This window comes from Neobacillus sp. CF12 (assembly GCF_030348765.1).
GTDB lineage: Bacteria > Bacillota > Bacilli > Bacillales > Cytobacillaceae > Neobacillus.
In genome coordinates this window covers 4,782,017-4,803,003 of the sequence record NZ_JAUCEU010000007.1, presented here as the reverse complement: position 1 = coordinate 4,803,003, position 20,987 = coordinate 4,782,017, and the positions used below count along the sequence as shown (strand labels likewise).

The 20,987-nt window shown below is 38.0% G+C and carries 21 protein-coding genes and 1 pseudogene; 10 read left to right on the top strand and 12 right to left on the bottom strand.

The window, feature by feature from the left end; genetic code table 11:
• Window positions 1-69 precede the first annotated feature (69 nt).
• From QUG14_RS22780 to QUG14_RS22760, 5 genes are read left to right on the top strand one after another with little or no spacing between them, the layout of a single operon-like run.
• A complete protein-coding gene (locus tag QUG14_RS22780) occupies window positions 70-1,254 on the top strand; it encodes a pyridoxal phosphate-dependent aminotransferase (RefSeq protein ID WP_289342737.1) in 1,185 nt (394 codons plus the stop codon).
• A gap of 37 nt (window positions 1,255-1,291) precedes the next feature.
• A complete protein-coding gene (locus tag QUG14_RS22775; protein ID WP_289342736.1) occupies window positions 1,292-2,512 on the top strand; it encodes a 2,3-diketo-5-methylthiopentyl-1-phosphate enolase in 1,221 nt (406 codons plus the stop codon).
• Window positions 2,513-2,532: 20 nt separating this feature from the next.
• A complete protein-coding gene (locus tag QUG14_RS22770) occupies window positions 2,533-3,210 on the top strand; it encodes a 2-hydroxy-3-keto-5-methylthiopentenyl-1-phosphate phosphatase (RefSeq protein ID WP_289344212.1) in 678 nt (225 codons plus the stop codon).
• The gene (locus QUG14_RS22765; RefSeq protein WP_289342735.1) at window positions 3,197-3,850 is read left to right on the top strand and encodes a methylthioribulose 1-phosphate dehydratase; all 654 of its coding nucleotides are present in this window, start codon (window positions 3,197-3,199) and stop codon (window positions 3,848-3,850) included. Before QUG14_RS22770 ends, QUG14_RS22765 begins: the two co-directional genes overlap by 14 nt.
• Window positions 3,851-3,874: 24 nt before the next feature.
• On the top strand, window positions 3,875-4,408 hold the full coding sequence (locus tag QUG14_RS22760) for a 1,2-dihydroxy-3-keto-5-methylthiopentene dioxygenase (RefSeq protein ID WP_289342734.1): 534 nt from the start codon (window positions 3,875-3,877) through the stop codon (window positions 4,406-4,408).
• 80 nt (window positions 4,409-4,488) lie between these two features.
• Here QUG14_RS22760 and QUG14_RS22755 read toward each other — a convergent pair whose 3' ends face one another.
• Together QUG14_RS22755 and QUG14_RS22750 are read right to left on the bottom strand one after the other, a co-directional pair.
• Entirely contained in the window at window positions 4,489-5,277 is a 789-nt protein-coding gene (locus QUG14_RS22755; protein ID WP_289342733.1) for a hypothetical protein, read from the bottom strand.
• 155 nt (window positions 5,278-5,432) lie between these two features.
• Window positions 5,433-6,095 carry an FMN-dependent NADH-azoreductase gene (locus tag QUG14_RS22750; RefSeq protein ID WP_289342732.1) on the bottom strand — a complete coding sequence of 221 codons (663 nt, stop codon included), beginning with the start codon at window positions 6,093-6,095 and terminating at the stop codon, window positions 5,433-5,435.
• 245 nt (window positions 6,096-6,340) lie between these two features.
• On the opposite strand from QUG14_RS22750, the gene QUG14_RS22745 reads away from it, so the two are divergent.
• From QUG14_RS22745 to QUG14_RS22730, 4 genes are read left to right on the top strand one after another with little or no spacing between them, the layout of a single operon-like run.
• Window positions 6,341-7,279, top strand: coding sequence for a helix-turn-helix transcriptional regulator (locus tag QUG14_RS22745; RefSeq protein WP_289342731.1), 939 nt, complete (start codon window positions 6,341-6,343; stop codon window positions 7,277-7,279).
• The gene (locus QUG14_RS22740) at window positions 7,273-8,127 is read left to right on the top strand and encodes an ABC transporter substrate-binding protein (RefSeq protein WP_289342730.1); all 855 of its coding nucleotides are present in this window, start codon (window positions 7,273-7,275) and stop codon (window positions 8,125-8,127) included. The genes QUG14_RS22745 and QUG14_RS22740 overlap by 7 nt, the downstream gene beginning before the upstream one ends.
• Window positions 8,128-8,149: 22 nt before the next feature.
• Window positions 8,150-8,848 carry an ABC transporter permease gene (locus tag QUG14_RS22735; protein WP_289342729.1) on the top strand — a complete coding sequence of 233 codons (699 nt, stop codon included), beginning with the start codon at window positions 8,150-8,152 and terminating at the stop codon, window positions 8,846-8,848.
• Window positions 8,845-9,618 carry an ABC transporter ATP-binding protein gene (locus QUG14_RS22730; protein WP_289342728.1) on the top strand — a complete coding sequence of 258 codons (774 nt, stop codon included), beginning with the start codon at window positions 8,845-8,847 and terminating at the stop codon, window positions 9,616-9,618. Before QUG14_RS22735 ends, QUG14_RS22730 begins: the two co-directional genes overlap by 4 nt.
• Window positions 9,619-9,628: 10 nt before the next feature.
• Here QUG14_RS22730 and QUG14_RS22725 read toward each other — a convergent pair whose 3' ends face one another.
• The 10 genes and pseudogenes from QUG14_RS22725 to nadE form a co-directional block, all read right to left on the bottom strand.
• Window positions 9,629-11,005: a sensor histidine kinase gene (locus QUG14_RS22725; RefSeq protein WP_289342727.1), complete on the bottom strand. Its 1,377-nt coding sequence runs from the start codon at window positions 11,003-11,005 to the stop codon at window positions 9,629-9,631.
• Window positions 10,983-11,693, bottom strand: a complete 711-nt coding sequence (locus QUG14_RS22720) for a response regulator transcription factor (RefSeq protein WP_289342726.1) — start codon at window positions 11,691-11,693, stop codon at window positions 10,983-10,985. The genes QUG14_RS22725 and QUG14_RS22720 overlap by 23 nt, the downstream gene beginning before the upstream one ends.
• A 281-nt stretch (window positions 11,694-11,974) precedes the next feature.
• On the bottom strand, window positions 11,975-13,486 hold the full coding sequence (locus QUG14_RS22715) for a flotillin lipid rafts scaffold protein FloT (protein ID WP_289342725.1): 1,512 nt from the start codon (window positions 13,484-13,486) through the stop codon (window positions 11,975-11,977).
• 13 nt (window positions 13,487-13,499) lie between these two features.
• On the bottom strand, window positions 13,500-14,033 hold the full coding sequence (locus QUG14_RS22710; RefSeq protein ID WP_289342724.1) for an NfeD family protein: 534 nt from the start codon (window positions 14,031-14,033) through the stop codon (window positions 13,500-13,502).
• Between the two features lie 122 nt (window positions 14,034-14,155).
• The gene (locus QUG14_RS22705; protein WP_289342723.1) at window positions 14,156-14,890 is read right to left on the bottom strand and encodes an amino acid ABC transporter ATP-binding protein; all 735 of its coding nucleotides are present in this window, start codon (window positions 14,888-14,890) and stop codon (window positions 14,156-14,158) included.
• A gap of 20 nt (window positions 14,891-14,910) precedes the next feature.
• The gene (locus tag QUG14_RS22700) at window positions 14,911-15,606 is read right to left on the bottom strand and encodes an amino acid ABC transporter permease (RefSeq protein ID WP_289342722.1); all 696 of its coding nucleotides are present in this window, start codon (window positions 15,604-15,606) and stop codon (window positions 14,911-14,913) included.
• Window positions 15,593-16,423 carry an amino acid ABC transporter substrate-binding protein gene (locus QUG14_RS22695; RefSeq protein ID WP_289342721.1) on the bottom strand — a complete coding sequence of 277 codons (831 nt, stop codon included), beginning with the start codon at window positions 16,421-16,423 and terminating at the stop codon, window positions 15,593-15,595. The genes QUG14_RS22700 and QUG14_RS22695 overlap by 14 nt, the downstream gene beginning before the upstream one ends.
• 110 nt (window positions 16,424-16,533) lie before the next feature.
• The gene (locus tag QUG14_RS22690) at window positions 16,534-17,961 is read right to left on the bottom strand and encodes an amino acid permease (RefSeq protein ID WP_289342720.1); all 1,428 of its coding nucleotides are present in this window, start codon (window positions 17,959-17,961) and stop codon (window positions 16,534-16,536) included.
• Between the two features lie 172 nt (window positions 17,962-18,133).
• Window positions 18,134-19,276, bottom strand: a pseudogene (locus tag QUG14_RS22685) (MASE3 domain-containing protein).
• A gap of 202 nt (window positions 19,277-19,478) precedes the next feature.
• Window positions 19,479-20,303 carry an ammonia-dependent NAD(+) synthetase gene (nadE, locus tag QUG14_RS22680; protein ID WP_289342719.1) on the bottom strand — a complete coding sequence of 275 codons (825 nt, stop codon included), beginning with the start codon at window positions 20,301-20,303 and terminating at the stop codon, window positions 19,479-19,481.
• A gap of 151 nt (window positions 20,304-20,454) precedes the next feature.
• Here nadE and QUG14_RS22675 point away from each other — a divergent pair, with 151 nt between their 5' ends.
• On the top strand, window positions 20,455-20,967 hold the full coding sequence (locus tag QUG14_RS22675) for an acyl-CoA thioesterase (RefSeq protein ID WP_289342718.1): 513 nt from the start codon (window positions 20,455-20,457) through the stop codon (window positions 20,965-20,967).
• The last annotated feature ends 20 nt before the right edge of the window (window positions 20,968-20,987 follow it).

Genomic DNA, 20,987 nt, shown 5'->3' with positions numbered 1-20,987 from the left:
TTTTTTTCAGTTTACTCACTAAAATGTTTATTTCATCATATGTTATTTTCTAAAGGGGGGTGATTAATTATGAAAAATAACAATTTTATCATCAAAGCATCTAACCAAATGGATCGTCTTCCTACTCAGTTTTTCTCTACATTAGTTGGGAAAGTGAATGGTTTTATAGCTTCAGGGTATGATGTTATTAATCTTGGACAAGGCAACCCAGACCTGCCTACCCCACCTCATATTGTTCAATCGTTACAAAATGCTGCACTAAACCCTATAAACCATAAATATCCACCGTTTACAGGCAAGACTGAATTGAAGGAAGCGATTTGTACTTGGTATCGAACCGAATATGGAGTTACGTTGGATCCAAAAAAGGAAGTTGCTATTTTATTTGGCACAAAAACCGGACTCGTAGAAATTTCACAAATATTACTGAATCCAGGTGATATTGCACTCGTTCCTGACCCAGGATATCCTGATTATTGGTCTGGAATTGCTATTGCGGGTGCTGAAATGGTTCAGATGCCACTAGATTATTCCAATGGATGTTTCCCGGATTTTTCTAAAATAACAGCTAACCAGTGTAGACACGCCAAATTAATGTTTCTAAATTATCCATCAAATCCGACAGGAGCTTGTGCGACAAATTCCTTCTTTGATGAAGCTATTCGCTTTGCCGAAAAAAACAATATTGTGATTGCTCACGATTTTGCCTATGGAGCAATCGGCTTTGATGGGCACAGACCGATCAGTTTTTTATCCCGTCCGGGTGCTAAGGATGTTGGCATCGAATTTTATACACTATCAAAAACCTATAATATGGCTGGATGGCGCGTCGGATTCGCTCTTGGTAACCATGAGCTGATTCAATTAATCAATGAATTTCAAGATCACTATTTTGTTAGCTTGTTTGGCGGAATTCAAGATGCAGCCATTACAGCTTTAACATCATCACAAGAATGTGTTCGTAAACTTGTTGGTACTTATGAATTAAGACGAAATGCCTTGTTTGAAGAACTCAAAAAGCTTGGTTGGAATGCTCCGCTTCCAAAAGGATCGTTCTTTGCCTGGCTGCCAGTTCCAAAAGGGTACACATCAAGCGAATTTGCCGATACCTTATTAGAGAAAGCAAAGGTAGTTGTTGCACCAGGAATTGGATTTGGAAAACATGGTGAGGGGTATGTTCGATTAGGATTGCTTGCTGAAGAGGATCGTATTCGAGAAGCTATGCAGCGGATTTCTAAACTATCAATTTTTTAATGTTTTCTTCTATCTAAATATAGGAGGTGAAATGTTTATGACAACAGACCATGAATATGTGGTTGCTACCTATTTAGTTCATGGACATCATAATTTTTACAAAAAGGCACAAGAGATCGCTGTAGGACTTACGGTTGGAACGTGGACAGATCTTCCAAAGGCAAAAAAAGAACAGATGATACCACATTTAGGTAAAGTAATCGAAGTAAAAGTGCTCAATCACAAGTCAGATGAAAGTCCTAAGGCATTGTTAATGATCGGATATCCCCTTATTAATATGAATCCAGATATTCCCTCTATCCTCACAACTGTTTTTGGCAAACTTTCAATGGACGGCCAGATTAAATTAATGGATTTACAGCTTCCAGATTCTCTACTTTCGAAATTTCCAGGACCCCGCTTTGGAATAGATGGAATCAGAAGAATGATAGGAGTTCATAACCGTCCCTTACTAATGAGCATTTTTAAACAATGTATCGGTCTTCCTCTTCACGAACTAGAAATAGAGTATCAAAACCAAGTTGATGGACAAGTTGACCTTGTAAAAGATGATGAGATTTTCTTTCATGATGATTATGCACCCGCTCTAAAGCGAATAGCCGTATTTGAAAAATATAATCAACAGCAACAGGAACATACCGGAAAAAAGGTATTATATGCAGTAAACCTAACTGGACCCGTTACTCAACTAGTTGAAAAAGCAAAACAATTTTCTAAAGCAGGAGCATCTTGTTTGTTACTAAATGTGATTCCCTATGGATTTGATGTCCTCCACCGAATTTCCGCCGATCCTGATGTAAATGTTCCGATTATTGCCCATCCTGCTTTTACTGGTTCGTTTTATCCATCACCTTACTATGGGCTGTCTGCTCCATTACTTTTAGGGAAATTAATGCGGCTTTCAGGTGCTGACATTGTTCTTTTTCCTTCTCCTTACGGTTCTGTTGCAATGCCTAAAGATGAAGCGCTCGATTTAGCCTATCAACTACAATCCCCAAACAGTATTCATCTTCCAACTTTTCCAACACCTTCAGCGGGAATCCATCCTGGTCTTGTTCCATCAATAATTCGAGATTTTGGTGATAACATCATTATTAATGCAGGTGGAGGAATTCATGGCCACCCCCAAGGCACAACAGCTGGAGGAAAAGCATTTACGGATGCGATTCGAGCAACTATTTCAGGTCAAACGCTTGCGAAAGCAGCCGAAAACTCAGCTGAACTTCGTTCGGCAATCCACAAATGGGGTGCTCAATAACAGTGGAAGCCTTCAAAAAAATGATTATTTTTTGCGATTTTGATGGAACAATCACCGAAAATGACAACATCATTAATATTATGAAGTATTATAATCCACCTGGGTGGGAAACAATCAAGGATGATATTTTAGCTGGGAGAATCAGTATTCGTAAAGGTGTAGGACACTTGTTTTCGCTATTACCTAACTCCTATCGAGAAGAAATCACTAATTACGCTATTAAGCAAGCAAATATTCGACCTGGTTTTGATCAGTTTATTCAATATTGTCAGGAGCATAATATTCGTCTTCTGATTACTAGTGGAGGTATAGACTTTTTCGTTTTCCCAATTTTGTCACGCTATTCTATACAAAAACAAAATATATATTGTAATTCGAGTGATTTTAGCAGAAACCAAATTCAAATTCTTTGGCCTTATTCATGTGATTCACTATGCAGCAATGATTGCGGAATGTGTAAACCAAGTATTCTTCGTTCCCATTCGAGTATCGATAATATAAAAGTTGTCATTGGAGATAGTATTACAGATTGGGCCGTAGCCAAAATGGCTGACCTTGTAATTGCAAGAGATTTTCTTTTACAGAAATGCCAAGAGCATTCTCTTCCTTATAAAGAATTCGTGTCATTTTACGATGTAATAAATATTTTAAAACAGTTAGAGGAGGTGAAACCTATAACAGAAAATGGAAAAAATTAACCTTGAAGCCATTCAAAATGCCTTTAAAACTTTACAAACCGTGAAAGAAGCATTATCGAAAAAAGGCTGGTTTCCGGCAACGAGCGGGAACTTATCTGTTCGAGTCAAAGGTCCCCCATTAGAGAAAAGTCAGTCAATTATTGCTATAACCTCTAGTGGTAAAGACAAGTCTATTCATACTCCTGAGGATTATATTTTAGTTAATATGGATGGAAGCCTTGTACTTCCCAGTAACTTAAAACCTTCTGCAGAAACTTTAATTCACACCTCTATTTATCAACAAATCCCTAATTGTCAAGCTGTTTTTCATGTCCATACGATTCCTAATAACCTTATTTCGGATCTTTATGCTGATCAAGGAAAAGTTACCTTCATGAACCACGAAATTATAAAAGCTTTTGATATTTGGAAAGAAGATGCATCAATAACGATACCAATAGTAGAAAATTATTCTTCCATTCCAAAATTAGCTGAAGAAATCATTAAGGTTATCCAACCGGAGGTTCCAGGGGTATTAATCCGCAACCATGGCATATATGTTTGGGGCGATAGTAATTTTACTGCTAAACGCCATTTAGAAGCATTTGAATTTCTTTTTGAATACCAAATGAATATGTATTTCCTAAAAAAATTTAAATAAATCATTAACAAGGAGAGTTTTTCTATGGCGAATATTCGCATTCGTAATACGAATGAAAGATTAACAAAAGAACAAGAGGTTACAAGCTTTTTAGATAAACATGGTGTCCTTTATGAACATTGGGATATGGACAAACTACCTGATAAACTGCGTAATCATTTCATACTTTCAAATGAGGAGAAAGAAGAAATTCTAAGTACTTTTGATGACGAAATTAGATCCCTTGCAAATCGACGCAGCTATAAGGAATGGGACGTTATTGCATTGTCAGATGCTACTCCAAACTTGGATGAGCTTTTAAAAAAGTTTGAAAAGGTACATGTGCATACCGAGGATGAAGTACGTGCTATTACTGCAGGAAATGGGATTTTCACGATCAAGGGTGAAGACGGGTATTTTGATGTAGAATTGTCCCCGGGAGATGTAATTTCTGTTCCTGTAAACACCCCGCATTTCTTTACTTTAATGGAAAACCGCCAGGTTGTGGCCGTTCGCTTGTTTATCGATTCTTCAGGATGGGTTGCTCACCCTTATGAAGATCCTGAGTTCAAACGGTAATGGAGATTAACCGTATAAATTTTATGAACAACATTTAGCCTCTTTCATCTGAAAGAGGCTTTTCCAAATTTAGAGTCTCATTAATTAAGTGATTCATGATCAAGAAGCCAGGATAGACCATCATGATCCGCAATTATTTTTAAGAAGTCATGCTTTCCTGATTTATCTATTGACTTCCATCTCGTATAAGAAATTGAGACTAACATCGAAACAAAGGCATTTCGAAAATATTCATTCTTAAAATGCTCCTCATTCCATCCTTGTATATTTAGGATAGATACTGGAACTTCATTGATTTTTTTTAATGCATCCACTAAGAATGACTTCTCCTTTTCTGTGGTTCTCATTTCCTGTATGTCAAAAGGAAAATTACTTTTAGGGCAAGTTTCTAAATAAACTCTCTTAGATGCTCCCGATATCGGAAAATGATTTAGCCAATCACTTATCTTATGATAACTTTCTGATTCCCATCTTTGATTTATATTATTTCCATTATTTCTTTCAACATCGATATCACGAATAGTATACTCTGGTTTTATTGGAGAACTTAAACAAGCGCTAATTGTAAAAATGAGATACTCCTTTAAAAAAGTACTATCTGCATTTTTATATCTATTTTTCGAAAAAAATTTAATATTATTATACAAAAATTCAAAGGCATCCTCATTTACATTTGTTTTCAATTTCCAATTTGTTCGATCTTTATACAGGAGTACAGCACAATCTGTTTCATTGTGATAACTAGATCCAACGTTAACGCCAATATACAAAGACCTTTTTTGGATTTCAGTAAAATCTAAAGGTGTTATGTCTTTGCTATTTTGTTTCCTACCTCCCCAGGGAACACCCATCTCATTCATTAATTTCAAAATACAAATCCTCCAATTCCCAATGTTTGTTCACTTTGTTAAACACTATATGTTCAGGAATTCTAAAAGGCTTGTGCTCATTTCTTAATTTTATCAAATTGAAAATCTTCATAAAAAAATGCGGCTCGATTTTCGAGTCGCATTTTTGTTTGTTATTATACGGTAACGGTTTCTTTTGCCATTTCTCTTGCTGCTTCGATAGCTTGTTCTTTTGCTTTTGCCATAATTTCAGGTACTTGTTTCGGGAAGTGATCCATACCTTCGGCAAAAACGGTAGGCATTACTTCCATTCCTAAAAATCCTAAAACTTTTGTTAGGAAACGATCACCGAATTCAAATTCAACCATCGGGCCCGCTGAGTATATTCCGCCGCGCGTTTGGATATGAAGTGCTTTACGGTTCGTAAGCAATCCTTTTGCTCCTTCGTGTGTATTAACGAAGGTTTTGTTCACGATAAATAAGTTATCAAGGAAAGCTTTTAAAATGGCTGGTGAGCCAAAGTTCCAAATTGGTGTAACAAATACATAATAATCAGCTGCAATAAAACGATCAGCTAAAGCGTGCATAGCGGTAATTTGTTTTTGTTCACCCTCTGTAAGTTCATCAAAGGTTTTTCCCATGAAAGATAACTTCGCGCGAGCATATAGCAAATCCATATCAATTTGAGGGATATCCATATTATATAAATGCATGTGTTCAATTTCTACTTCAGGCTTCTGTTTTTTAAACTCTTCTAAAAAAGCCTCACCAAGCTGCATACCCTTCGAAAGCTTTATATCATTTTTTGGGTTTACGGTAATGTATAGAAGTTTTGACATCTAATCCCCATCCCTTTTAGTTATTATTTTTCATCTATCAATATAGTACAACAAACTTCTTTGTTCACTGATGAACAATCGGTGACGTTTTTGAAAATAGTGTGAACGTTTTCGATTTCATTGAACAAAACGTGACAATTCTATATAAAACTAAACAAAACTTAACGAAACTCAACAAAAATCACACAAATCGTTGTATATTTGTATTATATTTAGTTTTCGCAAACAGAGAGGAGTCATATCCGATGGATGGAAAAGCATACACACCTGATGAAGTAGCTCAATTGTTCCAAATCTCAAAACATACCGTTTATGAACTCATTAAGCGGGGTGATTTACAGGCTTTTAAAGTCGGAAACAAAATGAGAATCGAACACTCCGAGATTGAACGATATAAGGAAAGCACAAAAGCACCAGCAAAAAAAACTCAGATGGAACAACCAGATACACATGCATCTTTACCAATACGTCTCTCTGGTAGTCATGACTTTCTAGTAGAGCATTATGTAAAACAAACATCTAAAGACTTACAAATACAAATTCAGCCAACTTACATAGGCAGCCTTGAAGGATTAATGATGCTGTATCGTGGTCAAACCGATATCGCAGCAGTCCATCTGTTAGATCCATCGTCGCAAGAATACAATTTACCTTTTATTCATCAACTTTTTGTTTATGAATCCATTTCTGTTGTTCGCTTTGTCTCAAGGGAACAAGGCTTCATCGTAGCGAAGGGTAATCCAAAAAACATTACAGACTTCCAGGATCTTACCAGAAAAGATATACAGTTTGTTAATCGCCAAAAAGGTGCTGGAACAAGATTTCTATTAGATTCTATTCTTTCAAGAAATGGAATTGATCCAGTTAAAATAAATGGTTACAGCAATGAAGAGTGGAACCATCTTTCTACCGCTTCTCATATTAGCAGAGGTATGGCAGATGTCGCTTTCGGAATTCAATCTGCTGCCAGTCATTTAGGCCTTGATTTCATCCCTGTTGCCAAGGAACAGTTTGACCTTGTGTTCCGATTTACAAATGAGAACAAGCAGAAACTTACAACCTTAATTCATTACTTGCAGTCACCTGAATTCAAAAGCAGTTTAACGGATTTAGAAGGCTATGATATTAAAGATTTAGGAACGGTAATCTATCAAACTAGTAAAGCGGAGGAAATACCATGTTAAAAAATCGTTTTTTTGCTATGCTATTTGTATTCATGCTTCTTATTTTATCAGCTTGTGGCAACACCAAAAGTGATCAAGCTAACGCGAAAGAGGAAAAATCTGAACCTACGGAACTAATCCTTGCCACAACCACCAGCACTCAGGATACTGGTCTATTAGATGAGTTGCTTCCAATCTTTGAAAAAGAAAACAATGTAAAAGTAAAAACCATAGCTGTTGGGACAGGACAAGCATTAGAAATGGGGACAAAAGGTGAGGCAGATGTCCTTTTGGTTCATGCACCTAAATCAGAGGAAGAGCTTGTTACAAGTGGTGATGCAGTCAATCGCAAACGTGTGATGTACAATGATTTCATTTTAGTAGGACCAAAAGATAATCCAGCAGGTGTTAGCGGAGAGGATATTAACGCAGCATTTCAAAAAATCACTGAGGTAAAAGCGAATTTTGTAACTCGCGGCGATGACTCTGGAACCCATAAAAAAGAACTAGCTATCTGGACAGCTGCCGGTATCCAGCCGACAGGAGATACCTATATTTCAACAGGTCAAGGAATGGGCGCATCCTTACAAATTGCAAACGAAAAAGATGGCTATATTCTTACAGACCGTGCTACATGGTTAGCACAAGAGAAAAATTTAACAAACCTCCAAATCGTCGTTGAAGGCGGCAAAGACTTAATGAATATTTACCATGTTATGCAGGTAAATCCTGAAAAACATGACATGGTTAACAGTAAGGATGCAGAAAAGTTTGTAGACTTTATGGTTAGTAGTGAAACGCAAGATGTAATCGAAAGTTTTGGTAAGGAAGATTACGGACAATCATTATTCTTTAAATACACCGAATAGAAGCGGAAGGATGTAAGCCAAGATGGAACTAATTTTCGATGGGTTAAAAAAAGCGGTAGAAATGATCCTTACCGGTGATAGAGAGATTCTCGAAATAACCTGGTTGACGTTGAGAGTTTGCTTTATGGCCATCCTAATTAGTTCCATCATTGGCTTGCCGCTTGGAATGTTTCTTGGCTTAACAAGATTTAAGGGCAGGAAGCTAATCCTAGTTTTCATTAATATTGGGATGGGCTTACCCCCGGTGGTTGCGGGGTTATGGATTTCCATGCTATTGTGGCGTTCTGGTCCGCTGGGACATTTACAATTGCTCTATTCCCCAACGGCAATTGTCATGGCTCAAGTTCTTGTTTCCTTGCCAATCGTAACCGGTTTAACAAGCTCTGCTTTTCAACAAATCAATGATAAAATGCTTTTGCAAATCAAGGCCCTCGGAGCTACGAAAATTCAAACGATAGCACTTCTTCTAAAACAAACGAAAATTGCCATTGTCGCTGCCATCATGGCAGGCTTTGGCCGTGTCATCGCTGAAGTTGGTGCAGCACAGATGGTAGGCGGAAATATTCAAGGAGATACACGAATTCTCACAACATCTATTGTCATGGAAGTATCAAAAGGGAACTTTGATGTAGCCCTTGCGATATCCTTTATCTTATTAACGGTTGCACTATTGATCACAGCAGCTTTAACACTGTTACAGCAAAGGAAGCGAGTATCATGAATCCATTGATTGAGCTTAAAAACATTCGCTATCAAGCACATCAAAAAAGTATTCTAGCCATCCCTCATTTTCAGATTCAAGAGGGTGAATTTCTCGGAATCATGGGACCCAATGGTGCTGGTAAAAGCACCTTACTTAAAGTAATTGCCATGCTTGACAGTATTAGTGGTGGTGAGATTCTCTACCGCGGGCAAGCCGTTCCAAATGGAACTCCCTCACTTGAACTGCGGAGGAAATTCTCAGTCGCCCTACAGCAATCGTTACTGTTAGAAGGCTCTGTTTTTCAAAATATTGCAATTGGTTTAAAGCTCAGAAAGGTTCCCAAAGCAATGATTAAAGAAAAGGTAACTTTATGGATGGAGCAGTTTCAAATCAGTCATTTGGCAAAAAAAAATGCCCATTTCCTTTCAGGCGGTGAGGCACAGCGGGTAACCCTTGCAAGGGCTATGATTGTTGAGCCAGAAATACTTTTTCTTGATGAACCTTTTTCAGCATTAGATTTTCCAACAAAAATAAAATTGATGGATGACTTTAAAGGAATCATTGAAGGTTCGGGAACAACAACCGCCTTCGTTAGTCATGACCTGATGGAAATCAATTACCTAACAAGCACTCTTGCGATTATCGTAAACGGAGAAATCAAGCAGTATGGACCAACCCAGAGAGTCCTTGAACACCCCAATTCAGCGACTTCTCCTTTCCTAAATGAATGGAAGAAATTCTATCCCTTACACTCTAACAATCAAAAGCCGCTATCCCTCATGAGATAGCGGCTCTTTTTTAATCGTCTTCTTCAGGAAACCATAAGATAATGCTTGTTCCCTTGTTTTTTCTACTTTTTACTTTAATGACCCCTTTATGTGCTTCCATTAATGCTTTTACAATGGAAAGGCCAATTCCAGCGCCTCCTGTTTTTCGATCACGCGATTTGTCGCCGCGGTAAAAGCGCTCAAATATATGCGGAATATCTTCCTCTGCCATACCAGAGCCCTCGTCCTCGATTTTGAAGCCCACATATCCTTCCTTTTCAGTTAAAACAGATATCGTTACATTCTTTCCTACAGGTGTATACTTTAGGGCATTGTTCAAGACATTAGAAAGAATTTGCATTAAGCGGTCCTTATCTGCCGGGAAAAGAAGCCCCTTATCAGGCTCTTCGATATGAAGGTGAACACCCTTTTGTTTGAACAATGGTACAAAGATTTCCCATAACGCGGATAAAACAGTTCCTGCTTCTACCTCTACCTTATCCAATCTAATTTGTGGATTTTCAGCTGCGAGTAACTTCTCTAGTTCATTCACTAATCGAACCAGTCTCATCAACTCTTCATGACTTGATTGTAAGCGAGCTGGGGTTGGCTCCCAAATCCCATCTTGGTATGCTTCAATTTGGCTTCTTAATGTGGCAAGTGGTGTACGGAGTTCATGGGCTAAATCACCCGTAAATTGTTTTCTTAACATTTCACCTTTTGCCAATGATTCTGCTAAATTATTAAAGGAAATTGCCAGATGCTTTACCTCAGTGGGTAATCCTGATAAAGGAATCCGGATAGAAAGATTATGCTGCTGCAGTTCATTCGCTGCAAAGGAAACCTTGTTTAATCCCGAGGTTAGTTTTTTTGAAAATAACATACTAAATAGAATCGATAACAGGATGGTTAAACACACAGCCGCATAAATGTATAACTGAATCGTTTGTAAAAAATTGTACTCATCATCAATTAATCCTATTGGGTAAATCGCCACAAGTTTCCCAATCACTTTATTGTCTGCTTTCAGGGTATAGGAAGCAGAATGCCACTCCTCGTCATTGGGTTCTGGTTCGGTCAACCCCAGGCTATTCAAGTACCCAACAATATTAGAGGTCCCCATTTGCAATTGACCACGATTATCATACAAATCGAAATAAAGCTGATCGGTCATCGCATGCTCGTGGAGGAAACCAAAAACCGGGTCCCTAGTAAAATGTCCATTCTTCTGATAACCCTTTTCTATTTCTGTAATAATTCTATCAATATTCTTATCTCGGTTACGATCTAGATAATTCTTAAAACTCCCTTCAAATCCCCATTGCATAAAAAAACTGACAAAGAGGATGCCGATCATCGAACTAATCAATAAATAAAAGAGGATTCTAGACCGCAGTGTTTGAAACATCTAGCACCCCTCCGAATTTATAACCCATTCCAAATACGGTGAGAATAAACGTTGGCTGCCTTGAATCCAATTCGATTTTTTTCCGAAGGTTTTTAATATGCGTATCGACACTGCGCTCGTAGCCTTCATAATACATTCCTTCATCCTGAATTTTTTCGAGTAAGTCCATCCGACTATATACTCTTCCAGGATTGAGTGCCATATTGGTGAGCAGTTTATATTCAATTGGTGTCAAAATAACATCCTGCCCTTTAACGGTCACTTCTTTTTTGCTTAAGTCAATCGCCAGTTGTTTGTTATTGAATTCGATTCGTTCAACCTTCTCTGTTTTCTTGACTCTTCTAAGGATTGCTTGTACCCGCACCACTACTTCCCGCGGGCTAAATGGCTTCGTTAAATAATCGTCTGCCCCCATGACAATCCCGTTAATGCGGTCATCTTCCGCAGACTTAGCGGTCAGCATCAGAATCGGAACATCCGATTCTTTTCTAACTAAACGGCATACCTCTTCACCGGAAATATCCGGAAGCATTAGATCTAAAATAATTAAATCTGGATTTATTGTTTTCGCCTTTTTTAAGGCATCTATTCCATTATCTGCACAATGAATTTCATAGCCTTCTCTTTCGAGGTAGGCTTCGAGGACTTCTAGGATTCTTTTCTCATCATCAACTAGTAATATTTTCATCGTTCTCACTCCCCTTAACTATAATATATCATGTTGGGGATTCGCTTTTTTCATCTTCACAAATTCATCACAAGTTCTTCATAACATCTACAATATTTCTCGATAAGATGTACCTGTAGCAATGAAAGAGGTACTTCCTCTCTAAGGTTAATACATGGTATTAACCATCTTGCTCTCCCAAATTTAATCTCTCTTTTTTACATATGGGTTCCCACGTAGGGGCCCTAATTTTTTTTGCATAGAAAAATCCTTATCATTGTTAGATAAGGATTTTTCGTGTTTTATTCTGGCTTTTTCAGGGTATCTGTCAGTTCCTCAATACTTCGTTTTACATTTCCTTTTCCAGAATAGTTCTCGATGAGTTCTTTAACATCAATTCCACTGGAAGCCTTTAATGATTCCTGAAGTGTTGCCATTAGATTTGTAGCATAACCAGTAATCTTATTGGCGCCGCCATTCTCTCCAGAACCACCGGTGTCTACCACGGTAATCTTATCGATATTAGCAAGCGGGCTTGCCACCTGCTTCGCATATTCAGGAAGCATTTTGATGATCATATCTAAGATTGCGGCTTGACCGAATTGTTCAAACGCTTCTGCAATCTTTTCTTTCGCTTCTGCTTCTGCCAAACCTTTTAGGCGAATAATTTCTGCTTCTGCCGTACCTTGTGCCTTTTGCGCTTCTGCTTTGGACAAACCATCTAGACGAACTCGTTCTGCTTCCGCCTTTGCCATTGCTTCAATACGATATTTATTCGCTTCCGCCTCAGCAATTTGTTTTGCTTTATTCGCTGCAGCTGCCTGCTCAACCGAGTATCTATCCGCATCCGCCTTTTTCTTGACTTCAGAATCATATTGACGTTCTCGACGTAATATTTCTTTTTCTTCTAATTCAATTTGTTTCTGTCTTTCGATAATTTTAACTTGCATTTCCTGCTCTGTTACTTCCTGCTTCGCCCTTGCACTTTCCAATTCATATGCCATGTCAGCCCGTGCTTTAGCACTATCTTGTTCACGACGGAACTCGGCAACCTTTAGTTGATTCACTTTCTCTGCCTCTGCGATTTCAGTTGCACGCTCTAATTCGGAACGTTTGGCTTCTTTCGCTGCTTCGGCTTTTTTTATTCTCGTCTCTTTGTCTGCCTCTGCTGTAGCAATATCCGCATCACGTTTCACTTGGGCAATACGCGGTTTACCAAGGGAATCCAGGTATCCATTTTTATCGCGAACATCCCTAATTGTAAAGGAAACGATGACTAATCCCATTTTCGCCAAGTCCTGTGAAGCAACTCGTTGAACTTCTTGGGAGAATTTATCACGGTTTTTATAAATTTCTTCCACCGTCATAGAACCAAGGATGGAACGCAAGTGACCCTCAAGAACTTCCTTCGCTTCATTTTCTCTATCATCCTTGGCTTTACCAAGGAACTGTTCTGCTGCAGTGGCAATTTCACTAATGGAGCCGCCAATTTTTATAATCGCAACACCATCTGCCATGACCGGTACACCTTGCTCTGTATATACTTCAGGTGTTGTTACCTCAAGTTTACTAGATAATAAGCTTAGTGGCTTTGCTTGTTGAAACACTGGAAGGATGAAGCTACCGCCACCGCGGATAATCTTTATTTTATTACCTGATTCATCCACATGAACATTTCCGTTTCCTAAGAAACTGCCCGTAACAATCAGCGCCTCATCTGGCCCCGCTGTTCGATACTTCGTAATAAAAACACCAATCAAAGCAATTAATATAAACGCAACAATCCCAATAACAATCCAAAAACCTAATTCCAACTAGCTAACCTCCCTATAGTAAATAATTCTCTATCTCTTGATGGGATGAAACTTGAAGGACCCCATCTTTTATATCAACCACAAGCACCTTCGTGCCATTCGCAATCTGAACACGATCGAAGCTTGTCGCTGATTTCGCAATTCTTCCACTAATACTTTCAATCATTACTTCACCATAACCATCAGTAGGAATCGCTGTTATTACCGTTCCGATTCTGCCTCTTAAATCACTTTCTTTGTATACAAGTGATTCTTCAGCATTCGATAATGGGACAAGGACAAAAACATTTAAAAAAGTAACCAGGATAAAAGCTATAATTGCTGATATTCCTACGATCGCCAAGTAATGAATCGCAGAAAGCTTTTCAAATAAATACCCGCTTGCTGAAAAAAGAGTTACAAAAGCCAGGATAATCACTGGATTAAGAAAATCTGGTCCGTCAAAATGGACAACATCTGCAAAGAATACATACAAAATCGTCAAAATACCCGAACCAATTAATCCATACAAATAAATCGTCTCTAATGGCAGATTGAATACTTCCATTTGCACCACTCCCTTCGTTATGTATGTAACTTTAATACGGTTAAATAATGGAAAAGTTTCACAATTCCTACTAATATTTTACCTAAATAATAAAAAAAGTGCTATGACATTTGCCATAGCACTTACTGAATCATATTTAAAAATTTCCTTGTTCGCTCTTCTTTTGGATTGGTAAAGATCGTTTCTGGTTTGTCCCTCTCTACTACTACACCTTGGTCCATAAAAATAACCTCATCCGCAGCCTCTCGGGCAAAGCGCATTTCGTGTGTAACGACAATCATCGTCATCCCTTCGGTCGCGAGGTCCTTCATTACTTTTAGGACTTCCCCCACCAGTTCAGGGTCTAGAGCTGATGTCGGTTCATCAAAGAGCATAACCTTTGGATCCATCGCCAATGCTCTGGCAATCCCTACCCTTTGCTGCTGCCCACCAGAGAGTTGGGCAGGATAAAAATCGATTTTATCTCCTAGACCAACCTTTTCTAATAAACCTCGAGCCCTATTTCGTGCAGCATCTTTACTCTCTTTTTTTACAATGATTGGGCCCTCCATCACATTCTCGAGGGCTGTTTTATGAGGGAAGAGGTTGTAACTTTGAAACACCATACCAGTTAATCGGCGAAATTCTGCAATTCTTTTTTTCGGTACCCCCTGGGAAAAATCTAAAATATTGCCTTCAATGCTAATAACACCATTGGATGGTGTTTCCAATATATTTAAACACCGTAGCATTGTCGTTTTCCCTGAGCCAGATGGACCAATAACCACAACCACTTTTCCTTTGCTAACTTCGAGATCAATACCTTTTAAAACCTCTAATTTACCAAATTGCTTATAAAGTCCTTGAATTGAAATCATCGAAAACACCCTCCCTCCTTTTAAACATACCTATCCAGTTTCTTTTCCATCATCTGCTGGATAACGGAAAGGATAAAGCAAATGACCCAATAGATCAACGCTGCTTCAGAATAAACCAATAAGAATTCATAATTGCTCGCAGCAATTTCTTGGGCTTTACGGAACATCTCGGAAACAAGTACTAGAGATGCAAGGGAAGTATCTTTTACAAGACTAATAAACGAATTGGAGAGTGGCGGCAGGGAAACCCGTGCTGCCTGTGGCAGGATAATTCTTCGCAAAACTTGAGAATAACTCATACCAATTGAGTAGCCTGCTTCCCACTGTCCTTTCGCTATCGAGAGAATCGCCGCTCGAATAATTTCGGATGCATATGCTCCTACACTAAGAGAAAAGCCTATCACTGCAGCGATATAGGAATCGATAATGATCCCTATAGTGGGAAGGCCATAAAAAATGATAAATAACTGTACCAATAGAGGAGTTCCCCGAATTACTGAAACATAAACTCCCGCAATCATATGGAAAACCTTCACATGAGAAATACGAGCCATTGCTGTTAGTATCGCTAAAGCTAATCCAATGACAAATGAAATCAGTGTTAATGGAATAGTATTAAAAATAGCCCCTTTCAGAAGGGGCAGAAAGGAACTTTGTGCAATATCCATTAAACGGGCCGTTCTCTCTGGATCAGCAAAAATACTATTTAAGTACATCTTCACCAAACCATTTCTCTGAGATTTTTGTGTATGTGCCATCTTCAATCATTGCGGACAAAGCCTTATTCACTTCAGTGACAAGAGTATCACTGTCTTTTCTGAACATAAGCCCGCTTGCCGATGCCTCTTCACTTGTAGCAACAACCTTAATCGGTGCATCAGGCCTTTGTTTTGTATAATCTAGATACGAAATTCGGTCGTTAATGGTAACGTCAACTCGTTTGGATGCGAGAAGTTCAACGCTTTGAGTAAAACCTTCTACCCCAACTAGATTGGCCCCATACTTTTTAGCCATATCTCCATAGTTACTTGTTAATGATTGTGCTGCGTTTAAGCCTTTTATGTCTTCAAATGCCTTGATCTTGTCATTATCCTTGTGTGTAATCAAGACAGCAGCAGATTTGATATAAGGATCAGAAAAATCGTATTTTTCTTGGCGATCTGGGCGAATTCCTACCTGGTTGGCAATCATATCAAAACGTTTGGCATCAAGTCCGGCAAAAATAGCATCCCACTGGGTTTCTTTAAACTCAGGGTCTACACCTAACCGTTTTGCCACTTCAGTAGCAATTTCGACATCAAATCCAGTCAGATTTCCACTTTCATCATGAAAAGTAAATGGAGCGTATGTACCTTCCGTCCCAATTAGCAGTTTTCCATCATCCTTGACCTTTGCCAGTAAATCTTGTTCATCTGCTTTTTCAGCAGTTTTGTTATTATCTTTTTTATCTTCCTTTGCCTCATCTTTACCACAAGCAGACAAAAGCAAAAGAATGCTTAGTAAAAGTGCAAAAACAATAACTAATTTCTTCACTACAGTAACCTCCTAATTAAGTCCTAGATAAATACCTACAAAGTTATCATTTCCTATTTTATAAATTAAAATGTAAAACACCTGCCAGAATTGACAGGTGTTTACAAACATTATGCAGATAATAGTTCTTTTTGTTCTTTATCTTTCGCATGACTCTTCTTAAGCGACCCATAAAAGAAGATCCCACTTGTTAGGAGGACAATCCCTAATATAAAGGTCTTAAGATCAGAAGTCCCTGAAATGATTACCCAAACTGAATAGATAGTAGCAACTAATGCAATAATTCCGTCGATAACTCTCGACTTGGTGTTAAGATAGGTTTCTCCCTTAATCACCAATTTCAATTGATACACCGATGCAATAAAATAAGGTACTAAATAGGCTAACGTTGCAATAATGATAATAAAATCAAATGCACCTGAAATTGATTTTGATACAGTTGAAAAAATAAAAACCTGGGCGATTCCATTTGTTAAAATGAGTGAAAATATCGGTAGTCCTTTTTTGTTTTCCTTTAAGAAGGCGGGTAAGAATAATCCTTGTTTTGCAGCTTGATATGGCACTTCCGCACTTAACATTACCCAGCCAATGGTTGAACCAAATAGGCTGACTAAACCAATAGCAGCTAATATTTTTCCTCCAACCGGTCCTAGTACGGTTTGAATCGCATCGATTAATGGCTTTTCCGAATTGATGAGCGTATTTTGATCCAACATCCCCATTACGAGGGTGCTGATTCCAATGTAGATGCCAAGAGCGATAAATAGTCCAACAATCGTGGCACGTTTTACATCGATTTTTCGCTTGGCACGTGAGGCAAATACAACGGCTGACTCTAATCCGCAGAATGCCCATAATGTTACTAATGCTGCATTGTTAACCTGTGACATTAAACCAAATGTTTGACCTGAATCACCTAATCTAGTTTCAACCATTGGTACTATATTTGTTTTATCGAAAGCAAAAAGTCCGACGATGATAAAAAGTAAAAATCCAGTCACCTTTGCTGCTGTTGCGGCAAAATTTAATTTACCAGCACTCTCTAATCCGCGTAAAATAATGAAATGCGTACCCCATAATAGAAGGGTACAAACAATGAAGGTTAACCCATTACCAACTTTTAATGTAAACCCGCCAATCGTAAACCAGTCCGCTTGACTAGTTAAGACAGGAAAGAAAGTTGATAAATAACCTGCAAAGGTGGTAATAATCGCAACATTTCCAGCTACATTCCCAATCCAGTAACCCCATGACGCCATAAATCCTGAAAGGACTGAACTTTGAGATCCTGGTTTAAACAGTTCTTTTGCATAGATTTGCGGACCACCCGTTAAATTGGGTTTCCGAATGGCTAAGTTACCGAAAACAAGTGCAATCATCATTACACCAATACCTGTAAAAAGCCATGCTAACAAAACTCCACCTGGGCTTGCAGCCTCAGACAATGAGCGTGGAAGCATAAATATACCCGAGCCAACCATATTTCCAACGACAAGTGCCGTTAATACCCAAAAACCTAATTTATTTGAAGTCCCCAAGAGATAACCCCCTATTGCTGTTTGCATATTGTTGTATTGAACACATTTCAATGTGAATAATTATTATAGTAACGTAATAATAATAAGAGCCTTCAATACCATAGTCAATGGAAATTTTAACACACAAGTTTCTTTGAACAATAAAAAAATAGTAAGGTAATCCTTGTATTGATTACATTACTATTTTGACGTTTTTATTTTCTTCTTGACTAATCTGCTTAGGGTTGAACCTTCGAGGAAATACTCCGGTCATATCCATGGCCGTTCCTAGTATAACATCTTGGCCAATTTCGTCAACAGATGGTTTGATGGAAATTAACAATAATTTATCCTGACATACCATTTCAAAAGTTACACCTTCTTGAAGGTTCAAAGATAACTGGCAGTATTTATTTATGGAAGCATCCATTGGTGTGAGGATTTTAGAAATCGATTCCCCTACAATCACTTCCTGAGAATAACGAATATCGCGCAATAATTCACCCTCTATATTTGTACAAATGAATTGTTTCCCATTCTTCTTTAACCTAAAAAATAATCCGGGTTGTTCTGACATAGTTGTTTGTAAGTTTGATTGATCTTTTTGATTTTGATTATAATACTCCGTAAAATAGAACCCTTTTAGAATAAAGTAAAAACCAAATACTTTATATATGTGACCTAAAAAGTTATTAAAGTCAAAAACACTTTGATAAATGGTAAAAATTAATTCGGTTAGCAATAAAAAGACAAACGCTAAGGCAAAATATAATTTGTCTTCCTTTTTCTCCAAATAATATTGGTATAACGACACAACTAATGAAATAAATAAGATAAAACTTACCCCCTATTCAATCCCATTTTTTAACATTGTTGTCCCCTTACCTTCTATTACAAGCATCGGGAGCGCCTTTTCAAAAGAAATGATAATAAATCCGACTGTTGCCGTTAAGACAACTCCAACAACCAATGTTATTAGTCGATAATCTCTCTTTAGCTTCTTCTCTGACAGTAGTATTAGAGTGAGCATCAAGATGGTTTGAATGACTCTTGCTGTAACCCAAAACCAAGTAGCTTTCTGGACAGAACTGGCGGTAATAATAAACGGCATCCCGTTGAAGGAAAGAGTATGGAAGAGATCAATGGTACCTACGATAAAAAACGTGAATGCCAGAAGTAACAAAGTGAGTGATTTTGTTGTACTATACTTTTTTAATCCGTAAAGGAAAATAGTAACCGAAATGGATATACAGATTATCTCTAAAAAGGAATGTATACTTACATAGTTATCGGGATTGTAAATGGTATAAATCTCAGAGAGGAAAATACGAACCATCATCAATAAAAAAATAGCACTAACAGTATAGAATAGGAATTTAGTTTCCGTTATCCTCGATTTCATATTTCCCACATCCTTTATTTTACAATTCATTCGTTTACTTATAATTATAAAACCTCTCTCTACGAATAAACGGTGGAAATATATCATTTTTATGAATTTTTCAAAAACAAAAAAGAGAGGATTATTTTCCTCTCCCTTACTTCCACCATTGATCAAACATAGATGCTGGAAGTTGTCGTTTATGTTCTGTTAAAAGATAACGTTTTTCAATCTTATCTGCGATTTCCTTTGAGACTGGCTTTCCTTCTAAGTAATCATCGATGTCATCATATGAAATTCCAAGTTCTGTTTCATCCGCTTGACCAGGCTTATGATCAAGCAAATCAGCTGTTGGTACTTTCATATAAAGGCTTTCCTCTGCACCAAGCTCTTTAAGTAATGCTTTTCCCTGGCGTTTCGTCAATCCGCTCAACGGCAATACATCTACGCCACCATCACCGTATTTTGTATAAAATCCAGTAACCGCCTCAGCTGCATGGTCTGTACCTATTACCAGCAATCCTTCCATTCCTCCAAAAGCATATTGAGCAATCATTCTCATCCTTGCCTTCACATTTCCTTTATGATAATCGCTTAAGGGCTCTGAGGAAGTTACAGCATTATACTCCGTTTGAACGGCGTCAACTGCACTTTGAATATTATATGTATACTGACGGTCTGCACGAATGAAGTTCATCGCACGAATGGCATCTGCTTCATCTTTCTGAACACCGTAAGGCAGTCGGACTGCAATAAATAATGCGTCCTTCCCTTCGCTTCGAAGTTCCTCCACGGCTAACTGCACAAGCCGTCCCGCCAAAGTTGAATCTTGCCCTCCACTAATTCCGAGTACATATCCCTTTGACTTTGTTTTTAACAGATAAGTTTTTAAAAAATCAATTCGATTTCTTATCTCTTCCTTAGGATTAACCTCAGATTTAACGTTCAATGTCTGCATAATTTCTCTTTGCATGGTAACCATTTTGAACCTCCATTCTATTCATACATATATGTAATTTATCATAACTAATCCATCTACGCCTTAAATCTAACATTTTAGCTTTCTAAATGATATGATTACAGAATCAGATTTCCGCTAAAAATAAAGATATCTCAGATAACGGAGGAAAATAATGGAATCAAAAACATGTAATGAATCAAGAGTTGTTCGAACGAGCAGGATCTTTCCAAACGATGTAAATAACCATAATACGATGTTTGGCGGAAAACTAATGAGTGATATGGATATGCTTGCATCCATCTCAGCTGCACGTCATTCAAGAAAAGAATGTGTTACCGCCTCAACGGACTCCGTAGATTTTCTTAGTCCGATTACCCAACAGGACTCCGTTTGCTTTGAATCCTTTGTCACCTGGACAGGTACATCATCGATAGAAGTTTTCGTAAAAATCATTGCCGAAAATTTATTAACGGGCAATCGAAAGATAGCTGCCACTGCCTTTTTCACCTTTGTTGCACTGGATGAAAACGGAAAACCGACAAAAGTTCCAAGGATTATTCCTGAAACAGAAGAAGAAAAAAAACTCTATGAAACAGGAAAAGAAAGAGCTGAAAAACGTAAAGAACATCGAAAAAGCAGTAAGGAACTAGCAAGTTATTTTACAACTGAAAAGCCCTGGGAATAAAGATAGGCTGCTACTTAGCA

What these genes read in the sequence shown, in the direction of transcription:
- QUG14_RS22780 (WP_289342737.1), top strand. Translation starts at nt 70, where the DNA reads ATGAAAAATAACAATTTTATCATCAAAGCATCTAACCAAATGGATCGT.
- QUG14_RS22775 (WP_289342736.1), top strand. Translation starts at nt 1,292, where the DNA reads ATGACAACAGACCATGAATATGTGGTTGCTACCTATTTAGTTCATGGA.
- QUG14_RS22770 (WP_289344212.1), top strand. Translation starts at nt 2,533, where the DNA reads ATGATTATTTTTTGCGATTTTGATGGAACAATCACCGAAAATGACAAC.
- QUG14_RS22765 (WP_289342735.1), top strand. Translation starts at nt 3,197, where the DNA reads ATGGAAAAAATTAACCTTGAAGCCATTCAAAATGCCTTTAAAACTTTA.
- QUG14_RS22760 (WP_289342734.1), top strand. Translation starts at nt 3,875, where the DNA reads ATGGCGAATATTCGCATTCGTAATACGAATGAAAGATTAACAAAAGAA.
- QUG14_RS22750 (WP_289342732.1), bottom strand. Translation starts at nt 6,095, where the DNA reads ATGTCAAAACTTCTATACATTACCGTAAACCCAAAAAATGATATAAAG.
- QUG14_RS22745 (WP_289342731.1), top strand. Translation starts at nt 6,341, where the DNA reads ATGGATGGAAAAGCATACACACCTGATGAAGTAGCTCAATTGTTCCAA.
- QUG14_RS22740 (WP_289342730.1), top strand. Translation starts at nt 7,273, where the DNA reads ATGTTAAAAAATCGTTTTTTTGCTATGCTATTTGTATTCATGCTTCTT.
- QUG14_RS22735 (WP_289342729.1), top strand. Translation starts at nt 8,150, where the DNA reads ATGGAACTAATTTTCGATGGGTTAAAAAAAGCGGTAGAAATGATCCTT.
- QUG14_RS22730 (WP_289342728.1), top strand. Translation starts at nt 8,845, where the DNA reads ATGAATCCATTGATTGAGCTTAAAAACATTCGCTATCAAGCACATCAA.
- QUG14_RS22725 (WP_289342727.1), bottom strand. Translation starts at nt 11,005, where the DNA reads ATGTTTCAAACACTGCGGTCTAGAATCCTCTTTTATTTATTGATTAGT.
- QUG14_RS22720 (WP_289342726.1), bottom strand. Translation starts at nt 11,693, where the DNA reads ATGAAAATATTACTAGTTGATGATGAGAAAAGAATCCTAGAAGTCCTC.
- QUG14_RS22710 (WP_289342724.1), bottom strand. Translation starts at nt 14,033, where the DNA reads ATGGAAGTATTCAATCTGCCATTAGAGACGATTTATTTGTATGGATTA.
- QUG14_RS22705 (WP_289342723.1), bottom strand. Translation starts at nt 14,890, where the DNA reads ATGATTTCAATTCAAGGACTTTATAAGCAATTTGGTAAATTAGAGGTT.
- QUG14_RS22700 (WP_289342722.1), bottom strand. Translation starts at nt 15,606, where the DNA reads ATGTACTTAAATAGTATTTTTGCTGATCCAGAGAGAACGGCCCGTTTA.
- nadE (WP_289342719.1), bottom strand. Translation starts at nt 20,303, where the DNA reads ATGGTTACCATGCAAAGAGAAATTATGCAGACATTGAACGTTAAATCT.
- QUG14_RS22675 (WP_289342718.1), top strand. Translation starts at nt 20,455, where the DNA reads ATGGAATCAAAAACATGTAATGAATCAAGAGTTGTTCGAACGAGCAGG.